This window comes from Herbaspirillum sp. WGmk3 (assembly GCF_023952535.1).
GTDB lineage: Bacteria > Pseudomonadota > Gammaproteobacteria > Burkholderiales > Burkholderiaceae_D > Herbaspirillum > Herbaspirillum huttiense.
This window is the reverse complement of the sequence record NZ_JAKYWT010000002.1, coordinates 748,301-769,218: the sequence shown is the minus strand read 5'-3', so window position 1 is coordinate 769,218 and position 20,918 is coordinate 748,301. Positions and strand designations below refer to the sequence as shown.

11 protein-coding genes are annotated in these 20,918 nt (G+C 64.3%); 7 read left to right on the top strand and 4 right to left on the bottom strand.

What is annotated here, in order from left to right:
• Nucleotides 1-54: 54 nt before the first annotated feature.
• From smc to def, 5 genes are all read left to right on the top strand, one after another.
• Nucleotides 55-3,585, top strand: coding sequence for a chromosome segregation protein SMC (gene smc, locus MKD49_RS09305; protein WP_252696147.1), 3,531 nt, complete (start codon nucleotides 55-57; stop codon nucleotides 3,583-3,585).
• A gap of 400 nt (nucleotides 3,586-3,985) precedes the next feature.
• Nucleotides 3,986-5,323: a cell division protein ZipA C-terminal FtsZ-binding domain-containing protein gene (locus MKD49_RS09300; protein WP_209580566.1), complete on the top strand. Its 1,338-nt coding sequence runs from the start codon at nucleotides 3,986-3,988 to the stop codon at nucleotides 5,321-5,323.
• Between the two features lie 24 nt (nucleotides 5,324-5,347).
• Entirely contained in the window at nucleotides 5,348-7,420 is a 2,073-nt protein-coding gene (gene ligA, locus MKD49_RS09295) for an NAD-dependent DNA ligase LigA (protein WP_252696146.1), read from the top strand.
• Nucleotides 7,421-7,546: 126 nt separating this feature from the next.
• Nucleotides 7,547-8,437: a UTP--glucose-1-phosphate uridylyltransferase GalU gene (gene galU, locus MKD49_RS09290; protein WP_252696145.1), complete on the top strand. Its 891-nt coding sequence runs from the start codon at nucleotides 7,547-7,549 to the stop codon at nucleotides 8,435-8,437.
• 93 nt (nucleotides 8,438-8,530) lie between these two features.
• Nucleotides 8,531-9,067 (top strand): peptide deformylase, encoded by a 537-nt coding sequence (def, locus tag MKD49_RS09285; protein WP_121039964.1) that lies wholly within the window; start codon nucleotides 8,531-8,533, stop codon nucleotides 9,065-9,067.
• A gap of 80 nt (nucleotides 9,068-9,147) precedes the next feature.
• Here the strand turns inward: def and cphA (MKD49_RS09280) are convergent, their stop codons facing one another.
• Entirely contained in the window at nucleotides 9,148-11,721 is a 2,574-nt protein-coding gene (gene cphA / locus MKD49_RS09280; RefSeq protein WP_252696144.1) for a cyanophycin synthetase, read from the bottom strand.
• A gap of 62 nt (nucleotides 11,722-11,783) precedes the next feature.
• Complete coding sequence (gene cphA / locus MKD49_RS09275) at nucleotides 11,784-13,982, bottom strand: cyanophycin synthetase (protein WP_134135295.1); 2,199 nt, start codon at nucleotides 13,980-13,982, stop codon at nucleotides 11,784-11,786.
• A 645-nt stretch (nucleotides 13,983-14,627) separates the two neighbouring features.
• Here cphA (MKD49_RS09275) and MKD49_RS09270 point away from each other — a divergent pair.
• Complete coding sequence (locus MKD49_RS09270; RefSeq protein WP_121039973.1) at nucleotides 14,628-16,904, top strand: ABC transporter ATP-binding protein; 2,277 nt, start codon at nucleotides 14,628-14,630, stop codon at nucleotides 16,902-16,904.
• Nucleotides 16,905-16,907: 3 nt separating this feature from the next.
• A complete protein-coding gene (locus tag MKD49_RS09265; RefSeq protein ID WP_121039976.1) occupies nucleotides 16,908-17,393 on the top strand; it encodes a DUF1854 domain-containing protein in 486 nt (161 codons plus the stop codon).
• Between the two features lie 74 nt (nucleotides 17,394-17,467).
• On the opposite strand, the gene MKD49_RS09260 is transcribed toward MKD49_RS09265, so the two are convergent.
• Both MKD49_RS09260 and MKD49_RS09255 read right to left on the bottom strand, forming a co-directional pair.
• On the bottom strand, nucleotides 17,468-18,214 hold the full coding sequence (locus tag MKD49_RS09260) for a pseudouridine synthase (protein WP_034332946.1): 747 nt from the start codon (nucleotides 18,212-18,214) through the stop codon (nucleotides 17,468-17,470).
• 110 nt (nucleotides 18,215-18,324) lie between these two features.
• Entirely contained in the window at nucleotides 18,325-20,877 is a 2,553-nt protein-coding gene (locus MKD49_RS09255) for a [protein-PII] uridylyltransferase (protein WP_121039979.1), read from the bottom strand.
• Nucleotides 20,878-20,918 lie beyond the last annotated feature (41 nt).

The following is a 20,918-nucleotide window of genomic DNA, read 5'->3' as shown; positions in this document are numbered from 1 at the left end:
CGTTCCGGAAGCAAAAATCCCGCTTCCTCTTAACTGATTCAATTTGTCGATAACGTGCGTCTAACTTCCATCAAATTATCTGGATTCAAGTCCTTCGTCGAGCCTACGCACTTCCAGGTTCCGGGGCAGCTGGTGGGTGTGGTCGGGCCCAATGGCTGCGGCAAATCCAACATCATCGACGCCGTGCGCTGGGTCCTGGGCGAATCCAAGGCCTCCGAGCTGCGCGGCGAGTCGATGCAGGACGTCATCTTCAACGGCTCCACCCACCGCAAGCCGGCCGGGCGTGCCTCGGTCGAGCTGGTGTTCGACAACTCCGCCGGCAAGGCGGCCGGCCAGTGGGGCCAGTACGCCGAAATCGCCGTCAAGCGCACGCTCACGCGCGACGGTACGTCCTCGTACTACATCAACAACCAGTCCGTGCGCCGCCGCGACATCCAGGACATCTTCCTCGGTACCGGCCTGGGCCCGCGCGCTTACGCCATCATCGGCCAGGGCATGATCTCGCGCATCATTGAGGCGCGTCCTGAAGAGCTGCGCATCTTCCTGGAAGAAGCCGCGGGCGTGTCGAAGTACAAGGAACGCCGCCGCGAGACCGAGAACCGCCTGCACGACACCACCGAAAACCTCACGCGCCTGGAAGACATCCTGCGCGAACTGAACGCCAACCTGGAAAAGCTGGAAGCGCAAGCCGCCGTGGCCAAGAAATTCCACGAGCTGCAGAACGACCAGGAAGAAAAGCAGAAGCTGCTCTGGCTGCTGCGCAAGAACGAAGCCAAGGCCGAGCAGGAGCGCTTCTTCAAGGAAATCGAACGCGCCCAGATCGACCTGGAAGAGCAGACCGCCAAGCTGCGCCACGTCGAAACTGAACTGGAGCACATGCGCCAGGCGCACTACGCCGCCGGCGACCGCCTGCACCAGGCGCAGGGCCATCTGTACCAGACCAATTCCGAGATCGGCAGCCTGGAAGCGCAGATCAAGTTCGTCATCGAATCGCGCAATCGTCTGCAGGCGCAACTGAACTCGCTGGGCGCGCAGCGCGACCAGTGGCAGCGCCAGGGCACGCAGCAGCAGGAAGAACTGGCCGAAGCCGAAATCCAGCTGGAAGAATTCGGCATGCGCGTGGAGCAAGCCCAGCACGCCGTGCAGGACACCAGCGACCGCCTGCCTTCGCTGGAATCGGCCTGGCGCGAGTCGCAGGTCAAGACCACCGAGTCGCGCGGCAAGATCATGCAGGTGCAGCAGCAGATCGAACTGCAGTCCACGCACCAGCGCAATGCCTCCAACATCCTCTCGGGCCTGGCCGTGCGCCGCGAACGCCTGCTGCAGGAAAAGAGCGGCATGGCCCTGCCTGACGAGACCCACCTGTCCAACCTGCGCATGCAGCTGGAAGAAAAGCAGGCCTCGCTGGAAGAGGCGAGCATGTATCTGGAAGAGGCGCAGGAGCAACTGCCGCGCCTGGAAGAAGAGCGCCGCACCGCCCAGGAACTGGTCAGCAAGGAAACCTCGGCCAACGCCCAGCTGGAAGCTCGCCTCACCGCCCTGAAGCAATTGCAGGAAAGCGTGCAGGCCCAGGGCAAGGTCCAGCCCTGGCTGGAAAAGCACGGCCTGGCCGAGCTACCGCGCCTGTGGCAGAAGCTGCACATCGAATCCGGCTGGGAAACCGCGCTGGAAGCGGTGCTGCGCGAGCGCATGTCGGCCCTGGAAATGTCCAACCTGGACTGGGCCAAGGCCTTCTTCAGCGACGCCCCGCCGGCCAAGCTGGCGCTGTACGCCCCCAATGCCGGCCTGGCCCAGCCCGAAGCCCAGCCGGTGGCGGGCCTGAAGCCCTTCGTGACCCTGCTGCAGTTGAACGATCCGGGCCTGCGCGCCCTGATGAACGACTGGCTCAATCACATCTACATCGCCGACGATACGGCCACCGCCTTTGCCGAGCGCGCCAAGCTGCCGCTGGGCGGCTTGTTCGTGACCCGTCAGGGCCATGTGGTGAGCAATGCCAGCGTGCGTTTCTATGCCTCCGATTCGGAGCAGGACGGCATGCTGGCGCGCCAGCAGGAAATCGAGAACATCACCAAGCAGCAACGTGCCCAGGCTATGCTGGCTGAGGAGGCCAAGGGCCGTGCCGTGCGCGCCGAGGCAGCCCTGTCGGGCGCATCGCAGCGTCTGCAGGAACTGCGCCAGCGCGTCAATTCGCTCACGCAATCGGCCCACAGCCTGCAGATCGAGGTGATGAAGCTGGCCGAAGTGCAAGAGCGCTTCAACCAGCGCAGCACCCAGATCGCCACTGATCTGGAAGAAATCGGGATGCAGGAAGCCGAGCAGCAGCAGGTGCAGGCCGAATCCGAGGCCCGCTTCGAAGAGCTGGACATCGAACTGGCCGAACTGCAGGAACAGCACGAGAACGGCCAGACCGATTACCTGAACAAGGAACAGCAGCTCAACGACGCTCGCACCCGCCTGCGCGAGCTGGAGCGCGCCGCCCAGGAAACCGAGTTCGCCGAGAAGTCGCATCGCAACAAGATCGAGGAACTCAAGCGCGGCATTGCCACCGCCTTGGAACAGGTGGCGCAACTGTTTGCCAGCATGCAGCAAGGCTCGCTGGAACTGGAAAGCCTGGACGACCAGGCCGCCCAGGCCGGCCTGCAGGAATTGCTGGACCGCCGCAGCGAACAGGAGCGTGCGCTGGCCGATGCCCGCCACGAGCTGGATCAGCTGTCGCAGCAACTTCGTTCACATGAAGAATCGCGCATGCAAGCTGAACGCAGCCTGCAGCCCCAGCGTGACCGCATCACCGAGCTGCAACTGAAGGAACAGGCCGCGCGCCTGAACCAGGAGCAATTCTCCGAAGCGCTGGCACAGACCCAGGCCGACGAGGCCGCGCTGTCGGAAAAACTGACCAGCGACATGCGTCCGTCCTACCTGCAAGGCGAAGTGACGCGCCTCACCAATGCCATCGCCGCGCTGGGGGCGGTCAACCTGGCCGCACTGGATGAACTGGCGACCGCCTCCGAGCGCAAGCACTTCCTTGATGCCCAGCACGCCGACCTGAACGAAGCCATCACCACGCTGCAGGATGCGATCCACAAGATCGACATGGAAACCCGGGATTTGCTGCAGGACACCTTCGACAAGGTCAACCACCACTTCTCGGAACTGTTCCCGGTGCTCTTCGGCGGCGGCCAGGCCAAACTCATCATGACCGGCGACGAAATCCTCGATTCCGGCGTGCAGGTCATGGCGCAGCCGCCGGGCAAGAAGAACGCCACGATTCACCTGCTCTCCGGTGGCGAGAAGGCCCTGACCGCCACGGCCCTGGTCTTCTCCATGTTCCAGTTGAACCCGGCGCCGTTCTGCTTGCTCGACGAAGTGGACGCGCCGCTGGACGATGCCAACACCGAACGCTTCGCCAACATGGTCAAGCGCATGTCGGAGTACACGCAGTTCCTCTTCATTTCCCACAACAAGATCGCCATGGAAATGGCGCAGCAGTTGATCGGGGTGACCATGCAGGAGCAGGGCGTGTCGCGCATCGTGGCGGTGGACATGGAGTCGGCCGCCAACTTCTCCAGCGCCGAGCAGGCCGCCTGATGATTTGTGCGGCAATGGCCTGCGGCTTTGTCGGCTTGACAAGCAGGGGGTGTGACCGTACCCTGAAAACCTTGCCGGCCAGCCCGCAGCGGGCGCAAGCCCCAGCTGGAACCGTTCTGATTCGGCCCCCACGGGCCATGGAAAAATAACAATATCTTGACCGCGCACTTGCCGTACCCGATCCGTCCGATTCCCCTGCATGGCTCCGCTGAGCCGGTGCAGGTGGCTGCCAGCGCTGCGGCAGCATCGACGGAGCGCCGTGTGAGCGGCCCGCGCGGTCCAGGCTTTCTTGGATTGATAGGATTCGGATTTCTTCGATGAGCAGCTTTTCCCAGCCGACCATGCCACGCGGCGCCCATGATGGCGCCCTCCAGCCCGCCAGCCTGAAAGGTCGTGCAGCATGATGATGGATCTCCAGACCAGCCTGATCATCCTGGGCGGCGTCTTCGTCGCCGGGGTCATCACCTACAACAAGTGGCAGGAGCACAAGGCGCGCAAGACCGTGGAGCGCGCCTTTTCTTCGTCCCATGATGATGTCCTGATGTCGCCGGACGAGCCGGCGGCCACGGCCGAGCCGGTCTTCGCCCCGCCTGTGGCAGACCGCACCGCGCCTGCGCCGCGCATGGCCGAGCCGACGCTCGAACCTGATGCCGGACGCGCCGAGCCTTCCTTCTACGATCTGCCCGAACGCAAGCCGGTCCCGGCCCCGGTGAAGGCTTACCAGGAGCAGGCCGAGTTCGAGCCGCGTGAACCCTTCCTGGGTGAGCCGCCGGTGCCCGCAGCCTCTGCCACTGCGGCAGCCGAGGAGGCCGTACTGGGCGAGGCGGTGGCGCAGGCGCCGCAATCGACGGTGGCCCAGGTCATCGCCGGTGCGGAAGAGCAGGGCGATACCGTCCCCGCCTTCACGCCGCCGCCCGAGATGCAGGCCCGCCTGGCGCCCAAGCGCGAACTGCCGGTGGACGAACTGATCGACTGCAACATCCCCATCGCCCTGGACAACCCGCTGCGCGGCGAAAAGCTGCTGCCGATGCTGCAAGGCCTGCGCCATGTCGGCAACAAGCCGGTGCATTTCATCGGCCGCACCACCGACGGCGACTGGGAAGCCATCGCCCACGGCAGCATCTACAACGCCTTGCTGGCCGGTGCGCAGCTGGCCAATCGCAGCAATGCCATCAACGAGATCGAGTATTCGGAACTGGTCATGCGCCTGCGCGACCTGACCGATTCGCTCTCGGGCGAACCGGAACTGCCGGACATGCCCGACGTCATCCGCACCGCCCAGGCGCTCCACCAGTTCATCATTGACCATGATGCGCAGCTGTCGGTGAACGTGCGCTCGCAAGGCGCGCCCTGGAGCCTGGCGACTTTGCTGGCCGCACTGACCCGCCAGGGCTTTGATCGCCGTACAGAAGGCTATCTGGTGATGCAGGATGGCGAAGGTGAAGTGCTCTTCGCCCTCTCCACCAATGCCACGCCGACCGATGAAACCACCGATCGCCTGACCCTGTTGCTGGACGTGCCCCGTGTGGCGCCGTCGCGCGATGGCTACGGTGCTTTGGTGGCCTGTGCCAAGTCGCTGTCGGCCCGCCTGGGTGGCGTCATCGTGGATGACAGCGACCAGCCCCTGACCGATGAAGCTCTCTCCGATATCGCCGAACAGGTGGCCGCGTTCTACAGCGCCATGGAATCGGCCGAGATCCCTGCCGGTTCCACCCGTGCCTTGCGCCTGTTCAGCTAAGGCCGCGTTTTTACTCCCCCTACGATGCAAGACGACTTGTTTTCCGCCGGACGGCCCCCGCAAGGGGAGCCGGACTGGCTGTCGCGCGCGCGCGTGCTGCGCGACGAACTGAATCGCCACAACCACAGTTATTACGTACTCGACCAGCCCAGCATTCCGGACGCCGAATACGATCGCCTGTTCCAGGAACTGCAGGCACTGGAAACCGCCCATCCCGAACTGTTGACGCCCGATTCGCCGACGCAACGCGTGGGTGCCGGGCCGCTGCCGCAGTTCGAGCCGGTGCGCCATGACATCCCCATGCTCTCGCTGGGCAACGGTTTCGCCGACGAAGACATCGAAGCCTTCGACAAGCGCGTGCGTGATGGCCTGGAAACGCTGCAGGAAGTGCGTTACGCCACCGAACTGAAGTTCGACGGCCTGGCAATCAGCCTGCGCTACGAAAACGGCGTTCTGGTGCAGGCCGCCACGCGCGGCGATGGCACCACGGGCGAGAACGTGACCGCCAACATCCGCACCGTGCGCGCCATTCCCCTGCGTCTGCACGGGGAAAACCTGCCGCAGGTGATCGACGTGCGCGGCGAAGTGCTGATGTACAAAGATGACTTCGCGCGCCTGAACCAGCGCCAGCGCGATGCCGGGCAGAAGGAATTCGCCAACCCCCGCAATGCCGCCGCCGGCAGCCTGCGCCAGCTGGATTCGCGCATCACCGCGCAACGCACGCTGCGCTTCTTCGCCTATGGCATTGGGGTGCTGGAAGGGGCCGAGATGCCGGCTTCGCACTCGGCCCTGCTGGACTGGTATCAGCAACTCGGCCTGCCGGTGTGCAAGGAGCGCGCCGTGGTGACGGGGGCGGCCGGTCTGCTGGACTTTTTCCGCAGCATCGGTGCCAAGCGCGAGAGCCTGCCTTACGAAATCGATGGCGTGGTCTACAAGGTGGATCGGCTGGACCAGCAGAAGCATCTGGGCTTCGTCTCGCGCGCTCCGCGCTTTGCGCTGGCCCACAAATTCCCGGCGCAGGAAGCGCTGACCGTGGTGCAGGATATCGAAGTGCAAGTCGGCCGCACCGGTGCCATCACTCCGGTGGCGCGTTTGAATCCCGTTTTCGTCGGCGGAGTCACGGTGACCAACGCCACCCTGCACAACGAAGATGAAGTCCGCCGCAAGGACATCCAGATCGGCGACACCGTCATCGTGCGCCGCGCCGGTGACGTGATTCCGGAAGTGGTGGCCTTCGTGCCCGAGAAGCGTCCGGCCGATGCGCGCCCCTTCGTCATGCCGGCCAACTGCCCGGTGTGCGGCTCGCCCATCGTGCGGGCGGAAGATGAAGCAGTGGCACGCTGCTCGGGCGGCTGGCTGAAATGTTCAGCGCAGCGCAAGGGCGGACTGCAGCATTTTGCTTCACGCCGCGCCATGGACATCGAAGGCCTGGGCGAACAGCTGGTGGAACAACTGGTGGATCGCCAGGTGGTCAACACGCCGGCGGATCTGTATCGCCTCGGCTTGTCGGCGCTGGCCGAACTGGACCGCATGGCCGAGAAATCGGCGCAGAACGTACTGGACGCCCTGCAGAAATCCAAGACCACCACGCTGGCACGTTTCATCTATGCGCTGGGCATCCGCCACGTGGGCGAGGCCACGGCCAAGGAATTGGCGCGCCATTTCGGCGGGATCGACAAGCTGCTCGCCGCCAGTGAAGAACAACTGCTGGAAGTGGCCGATATCGGTCCGGTGGTCGCCGCCTCGATCCGTGCCTTCTTCAATGATCCGATCAATGTCGAGCTGGTCGAGCAGTTGCGTGCGGTCGGCGTGCACTGGCCCGAGAGCGAGGGCGTCGATGCCGGTGCCAAGCATCTGGCCGGCAAGACCTTCGTGTTGACCGGCACCTTGCCCAACCTGTCGCGCGATGAGGCCTCGCAGCTGATCGAAGCGGCCGGCGGCAAGGTTTCCGGTTCCGTGTCGAAGAAAACCAGTTACGTGGTTGCCGGGGCCGAAGCCGGCAGCAAGCTGGCCAAGGCCGAGGAACTGGGCATCGCCATCCTCGATGAGGACGCTCTGAAGGCGCTTTGCGCCGGTCAGGATGCGTCAGAAACGTAATCACCTTGTCTTTTTATTCATATAGAATGCCGCCCGTAAGCAGTCCCGTTCCCGGGACTGCGGTGCAGGATTCACCGCATAACGCCATAACAACATAGCAAGACCCATTCTTACCTCGGAGTCATGATGATCAAGAAGATCAAGAAAGCCGTTTTTCCTGTCGCCGGTCTCGGTAGCCGCTTCCTGCCCGCCACCAAGGCCCAGCCCAAGGAAATGCTGCCCATCGTCGACAAACCGCTGATTCACTATGCCGTGGAAGAGGCGGTCGCCGCCGGCATCACGGAAATGGTGTTCATCACCGGCCGCAACAAGCGCGCTATCGAGGACCACTTCGACAAGGCCTACGAGCTGGAATCCGAACTGGAAGCCGCCGGCAAGAAGAAGCTGCTGGAGATCGTGCAGAACGTGGTGCCCAAGAACGTCAACTGCATCTTCATCCGTCAGTCCGAGCCGCTGGGCCTGGGCCACGCCGTGCTGTGCGCGCGTCCGGTGGTGGGTGAAGAACCCTTCGCCATCCTGCTGGCCGATGACTTCATGGACACCGATGAGGGCGTCAAGCCGGTGCTGGCACAGATGACCGACATCTATGCACGTGAAGGCATGAGCATGCTGGCCGTCCAGGAAGTGCCCAAGAACGATACCCGCCAATACGGCATCGTCAGCGCCACCCCTTACCAGCCGGACCTGGAGCGCATCAACGCCATCGTCGAAAAGCCGGCCCCGGAAGAAGCCCCGTCCACGCTGGCCGTGGTGGGCCGCTATGTGTTGAACAGCCGCATCTTCCACTACCTGGAAAACATCCCGCGCGGTGCTGGTGGCGAGATCCAGCTCACCGACGGCATCGCCAAGCTGATGCAGGCCGAATCCGTGCTGGCTTACCGTTACCAGGGCCAGCGTTATGATTGCGGTTCCAAGCTGGGTTACCTCAAGGCCATGGTGGCCATGGGCCTGAAGCACCCGGAAACCGGTCCGGCCTTCTCGGAATACCTGCAGGAAGCGGCCAGCAAGGCACGCTGATCGCAGCTGCGGTCCTGCGCCAGCCTCTGGCGCGGCGCACTGCTTGCACAATGACGCCCGGTTCCTGCCGGGCGTCTTTCATGGAGAGCTTCAATGGCAATACGCGAGATCCTCAAAATGGGCGACCCGCGCCTGCTGCGCCAGGCGCAGCCGGTCACGCAATTCGGTACGCCTGAACTGGCGCAACTGGTGGACGACATGTTCGAGACCATGCGTGCCGTCAACGGTGCCGGGCTGGCCGCGCCCCAGATCGGGGTCGACCTGCAGCTGGTGATCTTCGGCTTCGGCCACAACCAGCGCTATCCGGAGGCACCGGCGGTGCCCGAGACCGTGCTCATCAATCCGGTGCTGACGCCCTTGTCGGATGAGGAAGAAGAGGGCTGGGAAGGCTGCCTGTCGGTGCCCGGCATGCGCGGCGTGGTGCCCCGCTGGAGCCGTTTGCGCTATCAGGGCCTGGACTTGCATGGCAACGAGATTGACCGCACCGTCGACGGCTTCCATGCCCGCGTGGTGCAGCATGAGTGCGATCACCTGCAGGGCATCCTGTATCCGATGCGCATCCGCGACTTCCGCCAGTTCGGTTTCACGGAAGTGCTGTTCCCGGATCTGGATCCCAATCAGGACGACTGAACAAGAACGCTGCAAAAAAAAACATCCCGGCACCAGGCCGGGATGTTCGTTTCAGGAGCGATGTAACCGCGTTCGGGGAATCAGGCGCTTTCCTTCACGCGCTGGTCGATGTGCGCCAGCGCCTCTTCCACCTGGTCGATCAGGATCAGGCACAGGTCGCCGGGCTGCAGGGTAGCGAGGGCAGTATCGATGGCGACGAATTCGCCGTTGATTTCCTTCACATCCTTGGTACGCTTGGCCCCTTCGAGGCCCTGGCGCAGCAGCGCAATCACTTCGCCGTCTTCACGGCCGCGCTGGCACTGATCCTGGTACAGCACCACTTCATCGAAGGCATCGCCCAGCAGTTCGGTCTGGCGGGTGATGTCGACGTCGCGGCGGTCACCGGCACCGCTGATGACCACCGAGCGGCGCTTGGCAGGCAGGCTGTCGACGGCCTTGATGAGGGCCTGGATGGCATCCGGATTGTGGCCGTAGTCGGCGATCAGAGTGGCACCCTTGTAGTCGAACAGGTTGAAGCGTCCCGGTGCGGTACCGCTGTCGCTGATGAAGCTGGCCAGGGCGCCGGTGATCTGTTCCCAGTCGAGGTTCAGCGCCCAGGCGGCACCCACGGAAGCCATCACGTTCTCGACCTGGAAGCCGATGGCACCGCCGCGGGTGAGCGGAATGCCGGACAGCTTCAGGCGTTTTTCAAACGTCCCTTGCGCGGCCACGATGGCGTCGCCGTCTTGATAGACGATGCGGTGGCCCTGCGCGCGGTGGGTGGCCATGATGGGGTGGGTCGGGTCCAGCGCGAAGAAGGTCACCGAGCCGGGGCAGGAGGCGGCCATCTTGGACACCATCGGGTCCGCCGCATTCAACACGGCAGTGCCGGTCGGCGCCACGTTCTCGACGATGACGCGCTTGACCACGGCCAGGTCTTCCACGGTGCTGATGTAGGACAGGCCCAGGTGGTCGCCCATGCCGATGTTGGTGACCACGGCCACGGCGCAGCGGTCAAAGCCCAGGCCTTCGCGCAGCACGCCGCCACGGGCGGTTTCCAGCACGGCAGCATCGACATCGGGGTGGAACAGCACATTGCGGGCGCTGCGCGGGCCGCTGCAGTCGCCGGTATCGGTGCGCTGGCCATCGATGTAGACGCCATCGGTATTGGTCATGCCCACGCGCAGGCCGGTCTTGGCCAGCAGGTGCGTGATCAGGCGCACGGTAGTGGTCTTGCCGTTGGTGCCGGCCACGGCCACCACCGGGATGCGCCCATCGTCGCCATCGTCGTACATGGTCGAGATGATGGCTTCGCCGACATCGCGCGCCTTGCCGTAGGACGGCGAGAGGTGCATGCGCAGGCCGGGTGCGGCGTTGACTTCGACGATGCCGCCGCCTTGTTCTTCCAGCGACATGTGCACCGAATTGCAGACCACGTCCACGCCGCAGATGTCGAGCCCGACCATTTGCGCAGCGGCGATGGCGCGTGCGGCCACATCCGGATGCACGTCGTCGGTGACATCGGTGGCGGTGCCGCCGGTGGAGAGGTTGGCGTTGTTGCGCAGGACCACGCGCACGCCCTGGGCGGGGATGGCTTCCGGGTCCAGGTTTTGGCCGGACAGCACCGACAGGGCGATGTCGTCCAGGCGGATCTTGGTCAGCGACGTGGCGTGGCCATCGCCGCGCAGCGGGTCGGCGTTGACCTGGTCGATCAGCTGGCGGATGGTGTGCACGCCGTCGCCGATGACTTGCGGCGGATCGCGGCGGGCCGCCGCCACCAGGGTCTTGCCGATGACCAGCAGGCGGAAGTCGTGGCCGGGCAGGTAGCGCTCGACGATGACTTCATCGCTGATCAGTGCGGCGTTGTTGAAGGCGCGGGTGATCTGTTCGGGGGTGCTGATGTTGACGGCCACGCCCTTGCCTTGGTTGCCGTCCAGCGGTTTGATGACCACCGCCGAACCGATTTCCTCGGCGGCCTTGAGGGCATCTTCCACGGTCTCGACCACGCGGCCGTTGGGGACCGGCACGCCAGCGGCGTGCAGCAGCATCTTGGTCAGGTCCTTGTCTTGCGCAATCGATTCGGCGATGGCGCTGGTATTGCTGGTCTCGGCGGCCTGGATGCGCTTCTGGCGGCTGCCCCAGCCGAACTGCACCATGCTGCCCTGGGTCAGGCGGCGATACGGGATGCCGCGCTTGATGGCGGCGTTGACGATGGAGCCGGTCGAGGGGCCCAGGCGCACATCTTCATCCAGTTCGCGGATGCGGGCCAGCGCAGCGGTGAGGTCGAAGGGGGTGTCGGCCTGGGCGGCGCGCACCAGTTCCAGCGCGAGGTCGAAGGCCAGGCGGCCGACTTCTTCTTCGCTGTATTCCACCACCACCTGGTAGATGCCGGTCTCGACGGTGGAGACCGTGCGGGTGAAGGTCACCGGGCAGCCGGCCTGGTTTTGCAGCGCCAGGGCAGCAGCGGCCAGGGCGTGCGCCATGGAGACGACCTGCTTGCCGCCATCGGGTTCGAGGAAGCCGATCTGCGGGAAGCGGGCGCGCAGGCGCAGTTCGAAGCCGGGCATGTCATCGATGACGCGCTCGTTTTCCGGGCAGGAAACGATGGCCTCGATGGCAGTGTGTCTGCTCCAGAGATTGGGGCCGCGCAGGGCGCGAATGCGGGATACGTCCATGGACTCGTTTTCCTAGATGTCTCTTGATCTTGATTCAGTCAGTCTTGCAGCAGAGCGCCGATTCAGGCGGCCTGGCTCTTGAACTTCAGGCCTTGCTCTTCGGCGCGCTCGGTGCCGAACAGCTCAATGCCGGCACGGATCACCTCCGGGCCGATGCCCAGGGCCCAGGCGGCACCGACGGCGGCCAGCACGTTCTCGACCTGGTAGGCTACCGCGCCGTTTTCTGTCAGGGGGATGGCATCGACCGAGCTGACCTTGCACTGGCGCTCGCCTTCGGCCTGGATCAGGTCGCCATCGCGCAGGAACACGGCGCGGCCGCCTTCCTTCAGGTGGCTGGCCAGCAGTTCGGAAGCCGGGTCGGTGCTGAAGAAGATGACTTCGCCATCGCACAGCTGGGCCATGTCGGCCACCAGCGGGTCGTCGGCATTGAGCACGGCAGCCCCTTCCGGCAGCACCAGGTCGACCTGGGTGCGCTTGACCTTGGTGGCGATCTGCTCGGCGTTCTCGATGTAGAACTCGGGCAGGCTGTCGGTGGGATCAATGTTGGCCACCACGCCGACCAGGCAGCGGTCATAGGCCAGGCCTTCGGCGAGGATGGCAGCGCTGCCGTTCTCGAACACGGCAGCTTCCACGGCGCGGTTGAGCAGGACGCGATGGGCGGCATCCCAGGTGGCGCGGTTGCCGCGCTCGATCTGGCGTTCGCCGAAGTACAGGCCTTCACCGCAGGCCAGGCCCACGTGCTTGCCCGAGAGGTGCACGATGCGGGCGATCAGGCGCGAAATGGTGGTCTTGCCATGGGTGCCGGTGACGCCGACGACGGGAATGCGGCCGTTTTCTTCCGGGCCGAACAGGTTGTCGACGATGGCTTCGCCGACCGGACGCGGTTTGCCGTCCGAGGGCTTCAGGTGCATCAGCAGGCCGGGGCCGGCATTGACCTCGACGATGGCGCCGCCCTGGTCCTGCAGCGGGCGCGAGATGTCTTCGGCGACGATGTCGACACCGGCGATGTCCAGGCCGACGATGCGCGCGGCCAGGGAAGCGGCAGCTGCCACGCTGGGGTGGACCAGGTCGGTGATGTCGGAAGAGACATTGCCATTGCGCAGCAGCAGGATGCGGCGGCCGGCGGCGGGGACCGATTCGGTGGTCAGGTTCTGGCGCTGCAGTTCCAGCACGGCGGCCGGTTCGCGGTCCAGCAGCACCGGGTCCAGCAGGTGTTCTTCCAGCAGGCCGCGGCGCGGGTCGCGATTGAGTTCGTCCAGCAGGTCCTGCACGGTGGACTTGCCATCGCCGACGATGAAGATCGGTTCACCACGGGCGGCAGCGGCCAGCTTGCCGCCGACGATCAGGAGGCGGTGTTCCAGGCCCGGCACGAAACGTTCGACCAGCACGCCGCTGCCTTCTTCCAGCGCGACCTTGTAAGCGGTTTCGATTTCTTCTTGGGTGTTCAGGTCGATGAATACGCCTCGGCCGTGGTTGGCATCGCAGGGCTTGACCACCACCGGCAGGCCGATGTCCTGGGCGGCATCCCAGGCGTCTGCGGGGCTGTCCACCAGACGGCCTTCGGGCACCGGCACGCCACAGGTTTCCAGCAGCGACTTGGTGAGATCCTTGTCACGCGAGATGCCTTCGGCAATCGCGCCGGTCTGGTCGGATTCGGCGGTCCAGATGCGGCGCGACTTGCAGCCGTGACCCAGTTGCACCAGGTTGCCTTCGGACAGGCGGATGGTCGGGATGCGGCGCTCGTCGGCGGCGTCCACGATGCAGGCGGTGCTGGGGCCCAAGCACAGGCGGTCGACCATGCGGCGCAGCTTGCGCAGGGTGCCGTCGAGGTCGTACGGACGGTCTTCGATGGCGGCCATCACCAGGTCGCGGGCGGCAAAGAGCGCTGCGCGGGTGACCGTTTCATGGCGGGCACGCACCACGACCTTGTAGACGCCGCGCACGTTGGTCTCTCGCGCCTTGCCGAAGCCGCCAGGCAGGCCGGCCAGGTTCTGCAGTTCCAGGGTCACGTGTTCCAGGATGTGGCCGGGCCAGGTGCCTTCGTGCAGGCGGCGCACGAAGCCGCCGCGCTCTTCGTAGCTGCAGCGGTGTTCGATCAGGGTGGGCAACCAGGTGGTGAGGCGGTCGACGAAGCCGGGAATGGTATTGGAGGGAAAATCTTCCAGTTCGCCGATATCGATCCACACTTCGAGGGCGGAGCGGTAGGTCCAGATGTTGGGACCCTTGAGATTCAGAAAACGGAGGAATTCGATGTTTTTCATGTGTGGTGGATAGTCCGCTGTAATTGCCCAAGCCAGGATGCCGATGCTGGCTGCATCGCACGTGCCGCCCTGCGCACGCCGGTCAGCGCTCTGTCAGAATAACGCATGGTTCACTAACGCGCAGGGCGAGTTTTGGTTTACTGCATTTGCCAACTGGAATAACTGAATGAAATGGAGTTGCCTTGCGGCAATCAAGAACTGGCTCCGCAGGTGAGAAGGCAGGCCGGGCGGTGCAGGCGAAATGCGAGAATCATGCGGGCAGGCTGGGGGTGGATATGAACGATATTGTCGCAGACTGTCCCGTTGCCGTGGCAATGCGGCCTGAAAAAACGCGTACGCCGTCGTGACCTGAAGCTTTGGGCAGATCAGCCGTTCGCATCATGCGGGAAAGATCACCCCCGCGTAGCAGGAAGTGAAATTGCCGGTACACCGTTTGCGGCGCTCTTGCGTTATCGGAGGGCCGCTGCCCGATCGATACCCACGAGGCGGCGCAGTTCGTGGATTTGCAGCAGGGGACGCTGCGCTATAATCGCGCGCTGCCCGCTGGCACATCCTTGCAGGCATCAAGACAACAGGTCCGGCGAGACCTGCACCTCCTAAAACAATAGCCAAACTGCTCACTTCGGGCCTCAACGCTGCCGTTACATGACTACTGACTCAATACCTTCCGCGACCGCCAGCCTGCCCGAGCGCTGGCAAACGGAAACCGCTGCCCGCCTGGTCCAGGGTGAATCCGTGCTGGCCTGGCTGGAACTGGACCTGGACGCCCAGCTGCAATTCAACGCTTCGCTGGTGCTGGCCACCGACCGCCGCCTGCTGGCGCTGGCCCCGGACCGCCAGCAATGGCAGGAGTGGGCCTATCGCCCCGACCTGCAACTCAAGCATGTCGACCACGCCGGTGTGGGTACCCTGGAGCTGTGCGACGCTGCCAGCCGGCTGGCCGCCTGGCGCTACACCCTGGCGCAGAATCCGCAGGCGCTGCGCCTGATCAAGCTGTTCGAGCAGCAGCGCGACCTGCTGGCCTCGGGCGTGCAGGCCGAAGAGGAGGGCGACGTCTGCCCGACCTGCAAGGCCGTGCTGCCGGAAGGACAGGAAACCTGTGCCATCTGCCCGGAAACCAAGGAAGCGCCGCCGTCCACCTGGGCGCTGTTCCGCCTGTCGCGCTTTGCCAAGCCCTACAAGGGCTCGCTGCTGCTGGGCTTCCTGCTGACGCTGGCCTCCACCGCCGCCACGCTGGTGCCGCCCTACATGACCATGCCGCTGATGGACAACGTGCTGATCCCGTTCCAGAACGGCACCCCCATCGACACCCACCTGGCCACGCTTTACCTGTCGGGCCTGCTGGGCGCGGCGGTGCTGGCCTGGGGACTGGGCTGGGCGCGCACCTACATCCTGGCGCTGGTGTCCGAGCGCATCGGCGCAGACCTGCGCACGACCACCTATGCGCACCTGCTGCGGCTGTCGCAGGAGTATTTCGGCGGCAAGCGCACCGGCGACCTGATGGCGCGCATCGGCTCGGAAACCGACCGCATCTGCGTGTTCCTGTCGCTGCACCTGCTGGATTTCGCCATCGACGTGCTGATGATCATCATGACGGCGGCCATCCTCATTTCGATCAATCCGTGGCTGGCGCTGGTGACCTTGTTGCCGCTGCCGTTCATCGCCTGGATGATTCACGTGGTGCGCGATCGCCTGCGCCACGGTTTCGAGAAGATCGACCGCATCTGGTCGGAAGTGACCAATGTGCTGGCCGATACCATCCCCGGCATCCGCGTGGTGAAGGCTTTTGCGCAGGAAAAGCGCGAAGTGGCGCGTTTCCGCGAAGCCAACCGCCACAACCTGATGGTCAATGACCGGGTCAACAAGATCTGGTCGCTGTTCACGCCGACGGTTACCTTCCTGACCGAAGTGGGCTTGCTGGTGGTGTGGGTGTTCGGGATCTGGCAGGTCTCCAGCAACCAGATCACGGTTGGTGTGCTGACTGCCTTCCTGGCCTACATCAGCCGCTTCTATACCCGTCTGGATTCGATGAGCCGCATCGTCTCGGTGACCCAAAAGGCCGCCGCCGGGGCCAAGCGCATCTTCGACATTCTGGACCACGTTTCCAGCGTGCCGGAACCGGCCAACCCGGTGCACCTGGAAAACGTCAAGGGCGCCATCGAAGTGCGCAACATCGGCTTCCGCTACGGCAACCGCGCGGTGATCCGCAACATGAGCCTGTCCATTGCGCCGGGCGAGATGATCGGCCTGGTCGGCCACAGCGGTTCGGGCAAGTCCACCATGGTCAACCTGATCTGCCGCTTCTACGATGTCTCCGAAGGGGCGATCCGCATCGATGGCGTGGACATCCGTTCGCTGCCCATTTCCGAATACCGCCGCAACATCGGCCTGGTGCTGCAGGAGCCCTTCCTGTTCTTCGGCACCATTGCCGAGAACATCGCCTACGGCAAGCCCGAAGCCACCCGCGAGGAAATCATCGCGGCGGCCCGTGCGGCCCATGCGCATGAGTTCATCCTGCGCCTGCCGCAGGGGTATGACTCGCTGGTCGGTGAGCGCGGTCAGGCCTTGTCGGGCGGTGAGCGCCAGCGCATCTCGATTGCGCGCGCGCTGCTGATCGATCCGCGCATCCTGATCCTGGACGAGGCGACTTCCTCGGTCGATACCACCACCGAAAAGGAAATCCAGAAGGCGCTGGACAACCTGGTCCAGGGACGTACCACGATTGCCATCGCGCACCGCCTGTCGACTCTGCGCAAGGCTGATCGCCTGGTGGTACTGGATCGCGGCCAGGTGGTCGAAGTCGGCAACCACGAAGAACTGATGGCCCGGGAAGGGCATTACTACAAGCTCTACCAGGCCCAGGCGCGCAATCCTGAGGGCGATGCCGAGGTCTCGGTGAGCGAAGAAGAGAAGGGCGAATAAGCCATGAGCACCACCAACAATTCTGCCCAAAGCTTCACCCTGGAACGCAATGCTTTCGGACGTCTGGTGTTGACCGACGCCCAGGGCGGCCTGCACGAGCACGTGATTCCGGTACGTGCATTTCCGGTCACATCGCCCGATCGCGGCCTGTCTCTGGTCAGCAGCGACGGCCACGAGCTGGCCTGGATTGATACCCTGGAGGAAGTGGATGCGCCCACGCGCCGCCTGATTGAGGAAGAGCTGGCCAGCCGCGAGTTCATGCCGGAGATCCAGCGTATCGTCAGCGTGTCGACCTTCGCCACGCCCAGCGACTGGACCGTGCAGACCACGCGCGGTACCACCACCTTCACGCTCAAGGGCGAGGAAGACATCCGCCGCCTGGCCGCGCCGGCGCTGCTGATCGCCGATAGCCACGGCATCCAGTTCCTGATCCGCGACCAGAAAGCACTGGACAAGCACAGCCGCAAGATCCTGGATCGTTTCCTCTGATCCGTTTCAGTGCTGCAAAAAAGAACGGCCCTGATGATGAATCAGGGCCGTTCTTGTATGGAGCGGGCTGAGGCTCAGAACTTCTCATCCGGCCGCAGGTAGCGCCACTGGCCGGTCGGCAGTTCGCCCAGCTTGACGCCGCCGATACGCACGCGCTTCAAGCCGATCACCTTCAGGCCGACCATGTCGCACATCCGGCGAATCTGGCGCTTCTTGCCTTCGCGCAGGGTGAAGCGCAGCTGATCCTCGTTCTGCCAGACCACCTTGGCCGGGCGCAGCGGCTTGCCATCCATGATGAGGCCGTGGTTCAGGCGCTTGAGATCGGATTCGGGCAGCTTGCCGGGACGGGTGTATTGCACGCGCACCAGGTATTCCTTGTCGACCGCCGAATCCTCGCCGATCAACTGCTTGGCGATGCGGCCATCCTGGGTCAGCACCAGCAGGCCCACCGAATCGATGTCCAGCCGTCCGGCCGGCACCAGGCTCTTCAGCTGGCGCGGGTGGAAGCGCATCTCGGTCTGGTCTTCAGCCCAGCGCGATTGTTCATTGACCAGCACCATGGCCGGCTTGTAGCCATCCTCAGCCTGGCCGCTGACGTAGCCCATGGGCTTGTTGATCAGGATGGTCACGCGCTGGGCCTGCTCGGCGCTGGCCTGGCGTTCCACGGTAACCTTCTGGTGCGGCAGCACCTTGCTGCCCAGCACCGACACCACCTGGCCATCCACGCGCACCCAGCCTTTTTCTATCCATTCGTCGGCTTCGCGGCGCGAGCACAGGCCGAGTTCGGACATGCGTTTGGAAAGTCGTACAGGTTCAGTCATGGGGATTGCCTTGCGAAAAACGGAGGCCGGCCAGCGGCGAGGGTGAGATTGTACGGCCAGCCGCGCTGCCGCGCCAGACTGGGGCGGCAGCGCGGACAGGGTGATGCGGGTCAGATGCGCAGGGTCTGCAGCAGTTCGGTTTCCAGCATGATCTGGTTGCGCGGCTGGGACAGGCCGGGGCCGTCGATCAGGAAGACGTCTTCCACGCGCTCGCCCAGGGTCATGACCTTGGCGGTATGCAGGTTGATGCGGTACTTGGCCAGCACGTTGGAAATCGAATACAGCAGCCCGGCGCGGTCATTGGCCGAGACCGACAGCAGGTAGTACTGGCCGCGCTCATCCGGGCGCAAATCCACCGACGGATTGACCGGGAAGGTCCGCGACAGGCGCGACAGGCGAGCCTTGGAAGGAGCCGGCAGCGGGGCGTCGGACTGCAGCAGGGCGCCCAGTTCGTGTTCGATCAGGTTGATGATGTCGCGGTAGTTCTTGGCGAACACCGGGGCATTGATCAGGAAGGCGTCCAGCGCGTAATCGTTGCGGGTCGTGTGGATCTTGGCGTCGAAGATGCTGAAGCTTTTTTCGTCGAAATAGCTGCAGATGCGCGCAAACAGGTCAGGGCGGTCGGGCGTGTAGACCGCCACCTGAACGCCTTCGCCAATGGGCGCCAGGCGGCAGCGCACCAGCGGTACGCCGGTATCGACCTTGTCGTAGAAGCAGCGCGTCTGCCAGGCGATGTCGGAGGCGTCGTGGCGCAGGAAGTAGGCCACGTCCAGCTGCTTCCACAGCGCTTCGTGGGCGTCGGCCGGCAGGCCGTACAGGCGCAGGGTCTTGATGGCTTCCTGCTGGGTATTCTTCAGTTCGCGGTCGGCCGAGGGCGCTTCGCCGCCCAGCACGCGCAGGGTCATGCGGTACAGGTCTTCCAGCAGCTTGCCCTTCCAGGCGTTCCAGACCTTGGGGCTGGTGCCGCGGATGTCGGCCACCGTCAGCAGGTAGAGCGCGGTCAGGTGCCGCTCGTCCTTGACCAGCTGGGCGAAGGCGGTGATGACGTCGGGGTCCGACATGTCCTGCTTCTGGGCCACGTGCGACATGGCCAGATGCTGCTCCACCAGGAACACGATCAGCTCGGTATTGTCCGGCGAGATGCCGTGCTGCTCGCAGAAGGCGCGCGCATCGTCCATGCCCAGCTTGGAGTGGTCGCCGCCCCGGCCCTTGGCGATGTCGTGGAACAGCGCCGCGATGTACAGCACCCAGGGCTGGCCGAAGTTGGCCATGAGCTGGCTGCAGAAGGGATATTCATGCGCATGTTCGCTCATCGTGAAGCGGCGCACGTTGCGCACCACCATCAGGATGTGCTGGTCCACCGTGTAGACATGGAACAGGTCATGCTGCATCTGGCCGACGATCTGGCGGAAGTTCGGCAGGTAGCGTCCCAGCACGCTGGTGCTGTTCATCCCGCGCAGGGCGTGGGTGATACCGCGCTTGCTCTGGATGATCTGCATGAACAGACGGTGATTTTCCGGATTGGCGCGGAAGGCATTGTCGATCTTGAAGCGCGCATGCCATAGCGCACGCAGGGTGCGCGCCGACATGTCCTTCAGTTCCGGATGCTCGGAAAGCACCAGGAAGACTTCCAGCATGGCCGAAGGCGTCTCTTCGAAGACCCTGTCATGGGCGATGTCGACGAAGCCGTTGACCTCGTTGAAGCGCTCGTTGAGCGGGCGCGGAACCGCCTGCTGCGGGAACAGATGGGCTTCGATGTTCTGCAGCAGGATGGTGTTGAGCTGCGTGACCGCCTTGGCTGCCCAGTAATAGCGCTGCATCAGGTATTCGCTGGCGCGGCGGGTATCGGTGGTCTTGAAGCCGAAGGTCTCGGCGAGCTGGGTCTGGATGTCGAAGACCAGCCGGTCTTCGCGGCGGTCGGTCAGGATGTGCAGGCGGATGCGAATGTCCTTGAAGGCGCGTTCCTTCTGGCGCAGCTGGCGCGCCTCGGTGGAGGTCAGCATGCCGTGTTCGGCCAGCTCGCCCCAGGAGTTGCCCAGGCCCGCCGCCTTGGCCACCCACAGGATCACCTGCAGGTCGCGCAGGCCGCCGGGGCTTTCCTTGCAGTTGGGTTCGAGGCTGTAGGGCGTATCTTCATATTTGATGTGGCGCTGGCGCATTTCCAGGGTCTTGGCCTGGAAGAAGGCCAGCGGCTCCAGCGCCGCATGGTAGCGCTCCTGCAATTTCTTGAAGAGGGCGCGGTTGCCGGTCACCAGGCGTGCTTCCAGGAGGCTGGTCTGCACCGTGATGTCGGCGGCCGATTCATCCAGGCATTCGTCGATGGTGCGGATGCTGTGGCCGATTTCCAGGCCGATGTCCCAGAACAGCTGCACCAGGGATTCCAGCTTTTCCTTCTTGGCGGCATCCGGGGCCTGGTCCAGCAGGATCAGCACATCCACATCCGAATGCGGGAACAGCTCGCCCCGGCCATAGCCGCCCACGGCCACCAGGGCGGCATTGCCGGACATGCCCAGTTCTTCCCAGGCAGTGGTGAGGGCTTCGTCCACGTTGCGGCGCAACTGGGCCAGCAACTGCTCGGTCTTGTGGTTGGACTGGAACACCTCGATGGCTTGCTGGCGCGCGGCCTTGAGCTGTTTCTTGAGCGTGATGGCGAGTGTGGGCATCGTGGTCGGCAATTAAGGCAAGCAGGGCGGCGGGGCGGCGC

Bases quoted from the DNA above. Each gene is read 5' to 3' on its own strand.
- MKD49_RS09270 (WP_121039973.1), top strand. From the start codon at position 14,628: ATGACTACTGACTCAATACCTTCCGCGACCGCCAGCCTGCCCGAGCGC.
- MKD49_RS09300 (WP_209580566.1), top strand. From the start codon at position 3,986: ATGATGATGGATCTCCAGACCAGCCTGATCATCCTGGGCGGCGTCTTC.
- ligA (WP_252696146.1), top strand. From the start codon at position 5,348: ATGCAAGACGACTTGTTTTCCGCCGGACGGCCCCCGCAAGGGGAGCCG.
- MKD49_RS09265 (WP_121039976.1), top strand. From the start codon at position 16,908: ATGAGCACCACCAACAATTCTGCCCAAAGCTTCACCCTGGAACGCAAT.
- MKD49_RS09260 (WP_034332946.1), bottom strand. From the start codon at position 18,214: ATGACTGAACCTGTACGACTTTCCAAACGCATGTCCGAACTCGGCCTG.
- cphA (WP_134135295.1), bottom strand. From the start codon at position 13,982: ATGAAAAACATCGAATTCCTCCGTTTTCTGAATCTCAAGGGTCCCAAC.
- cphA (WP_252696144.1), bottom strand. From the start codon at position 11,721: ATGGACGTATCCCGCATTCGCGCCCTGCGCGGCCCCAATCTCTGGAGC.
- def (WP_121039964.1), top strand. From the start codon at position 8,531: ATGGCAATACGCGAGATCCTCAAAATGGGCGACCCGCGCCTGCTGCGC.
- galU (WP_252696145.1), top strand. From the start codon at position 7,547: ATGATCAAGAAGATCAAGAAAGCCGTTTTTCCTGTCGCCGGTCTCGGT.
- MKD49_RS09255 (WP_121039979.1), bottom strand. From the start codon at position 20,877: ATGCCCACACTCGCCATCACGCTCAAGAAACAGCTCAAGGCCGCGCGC.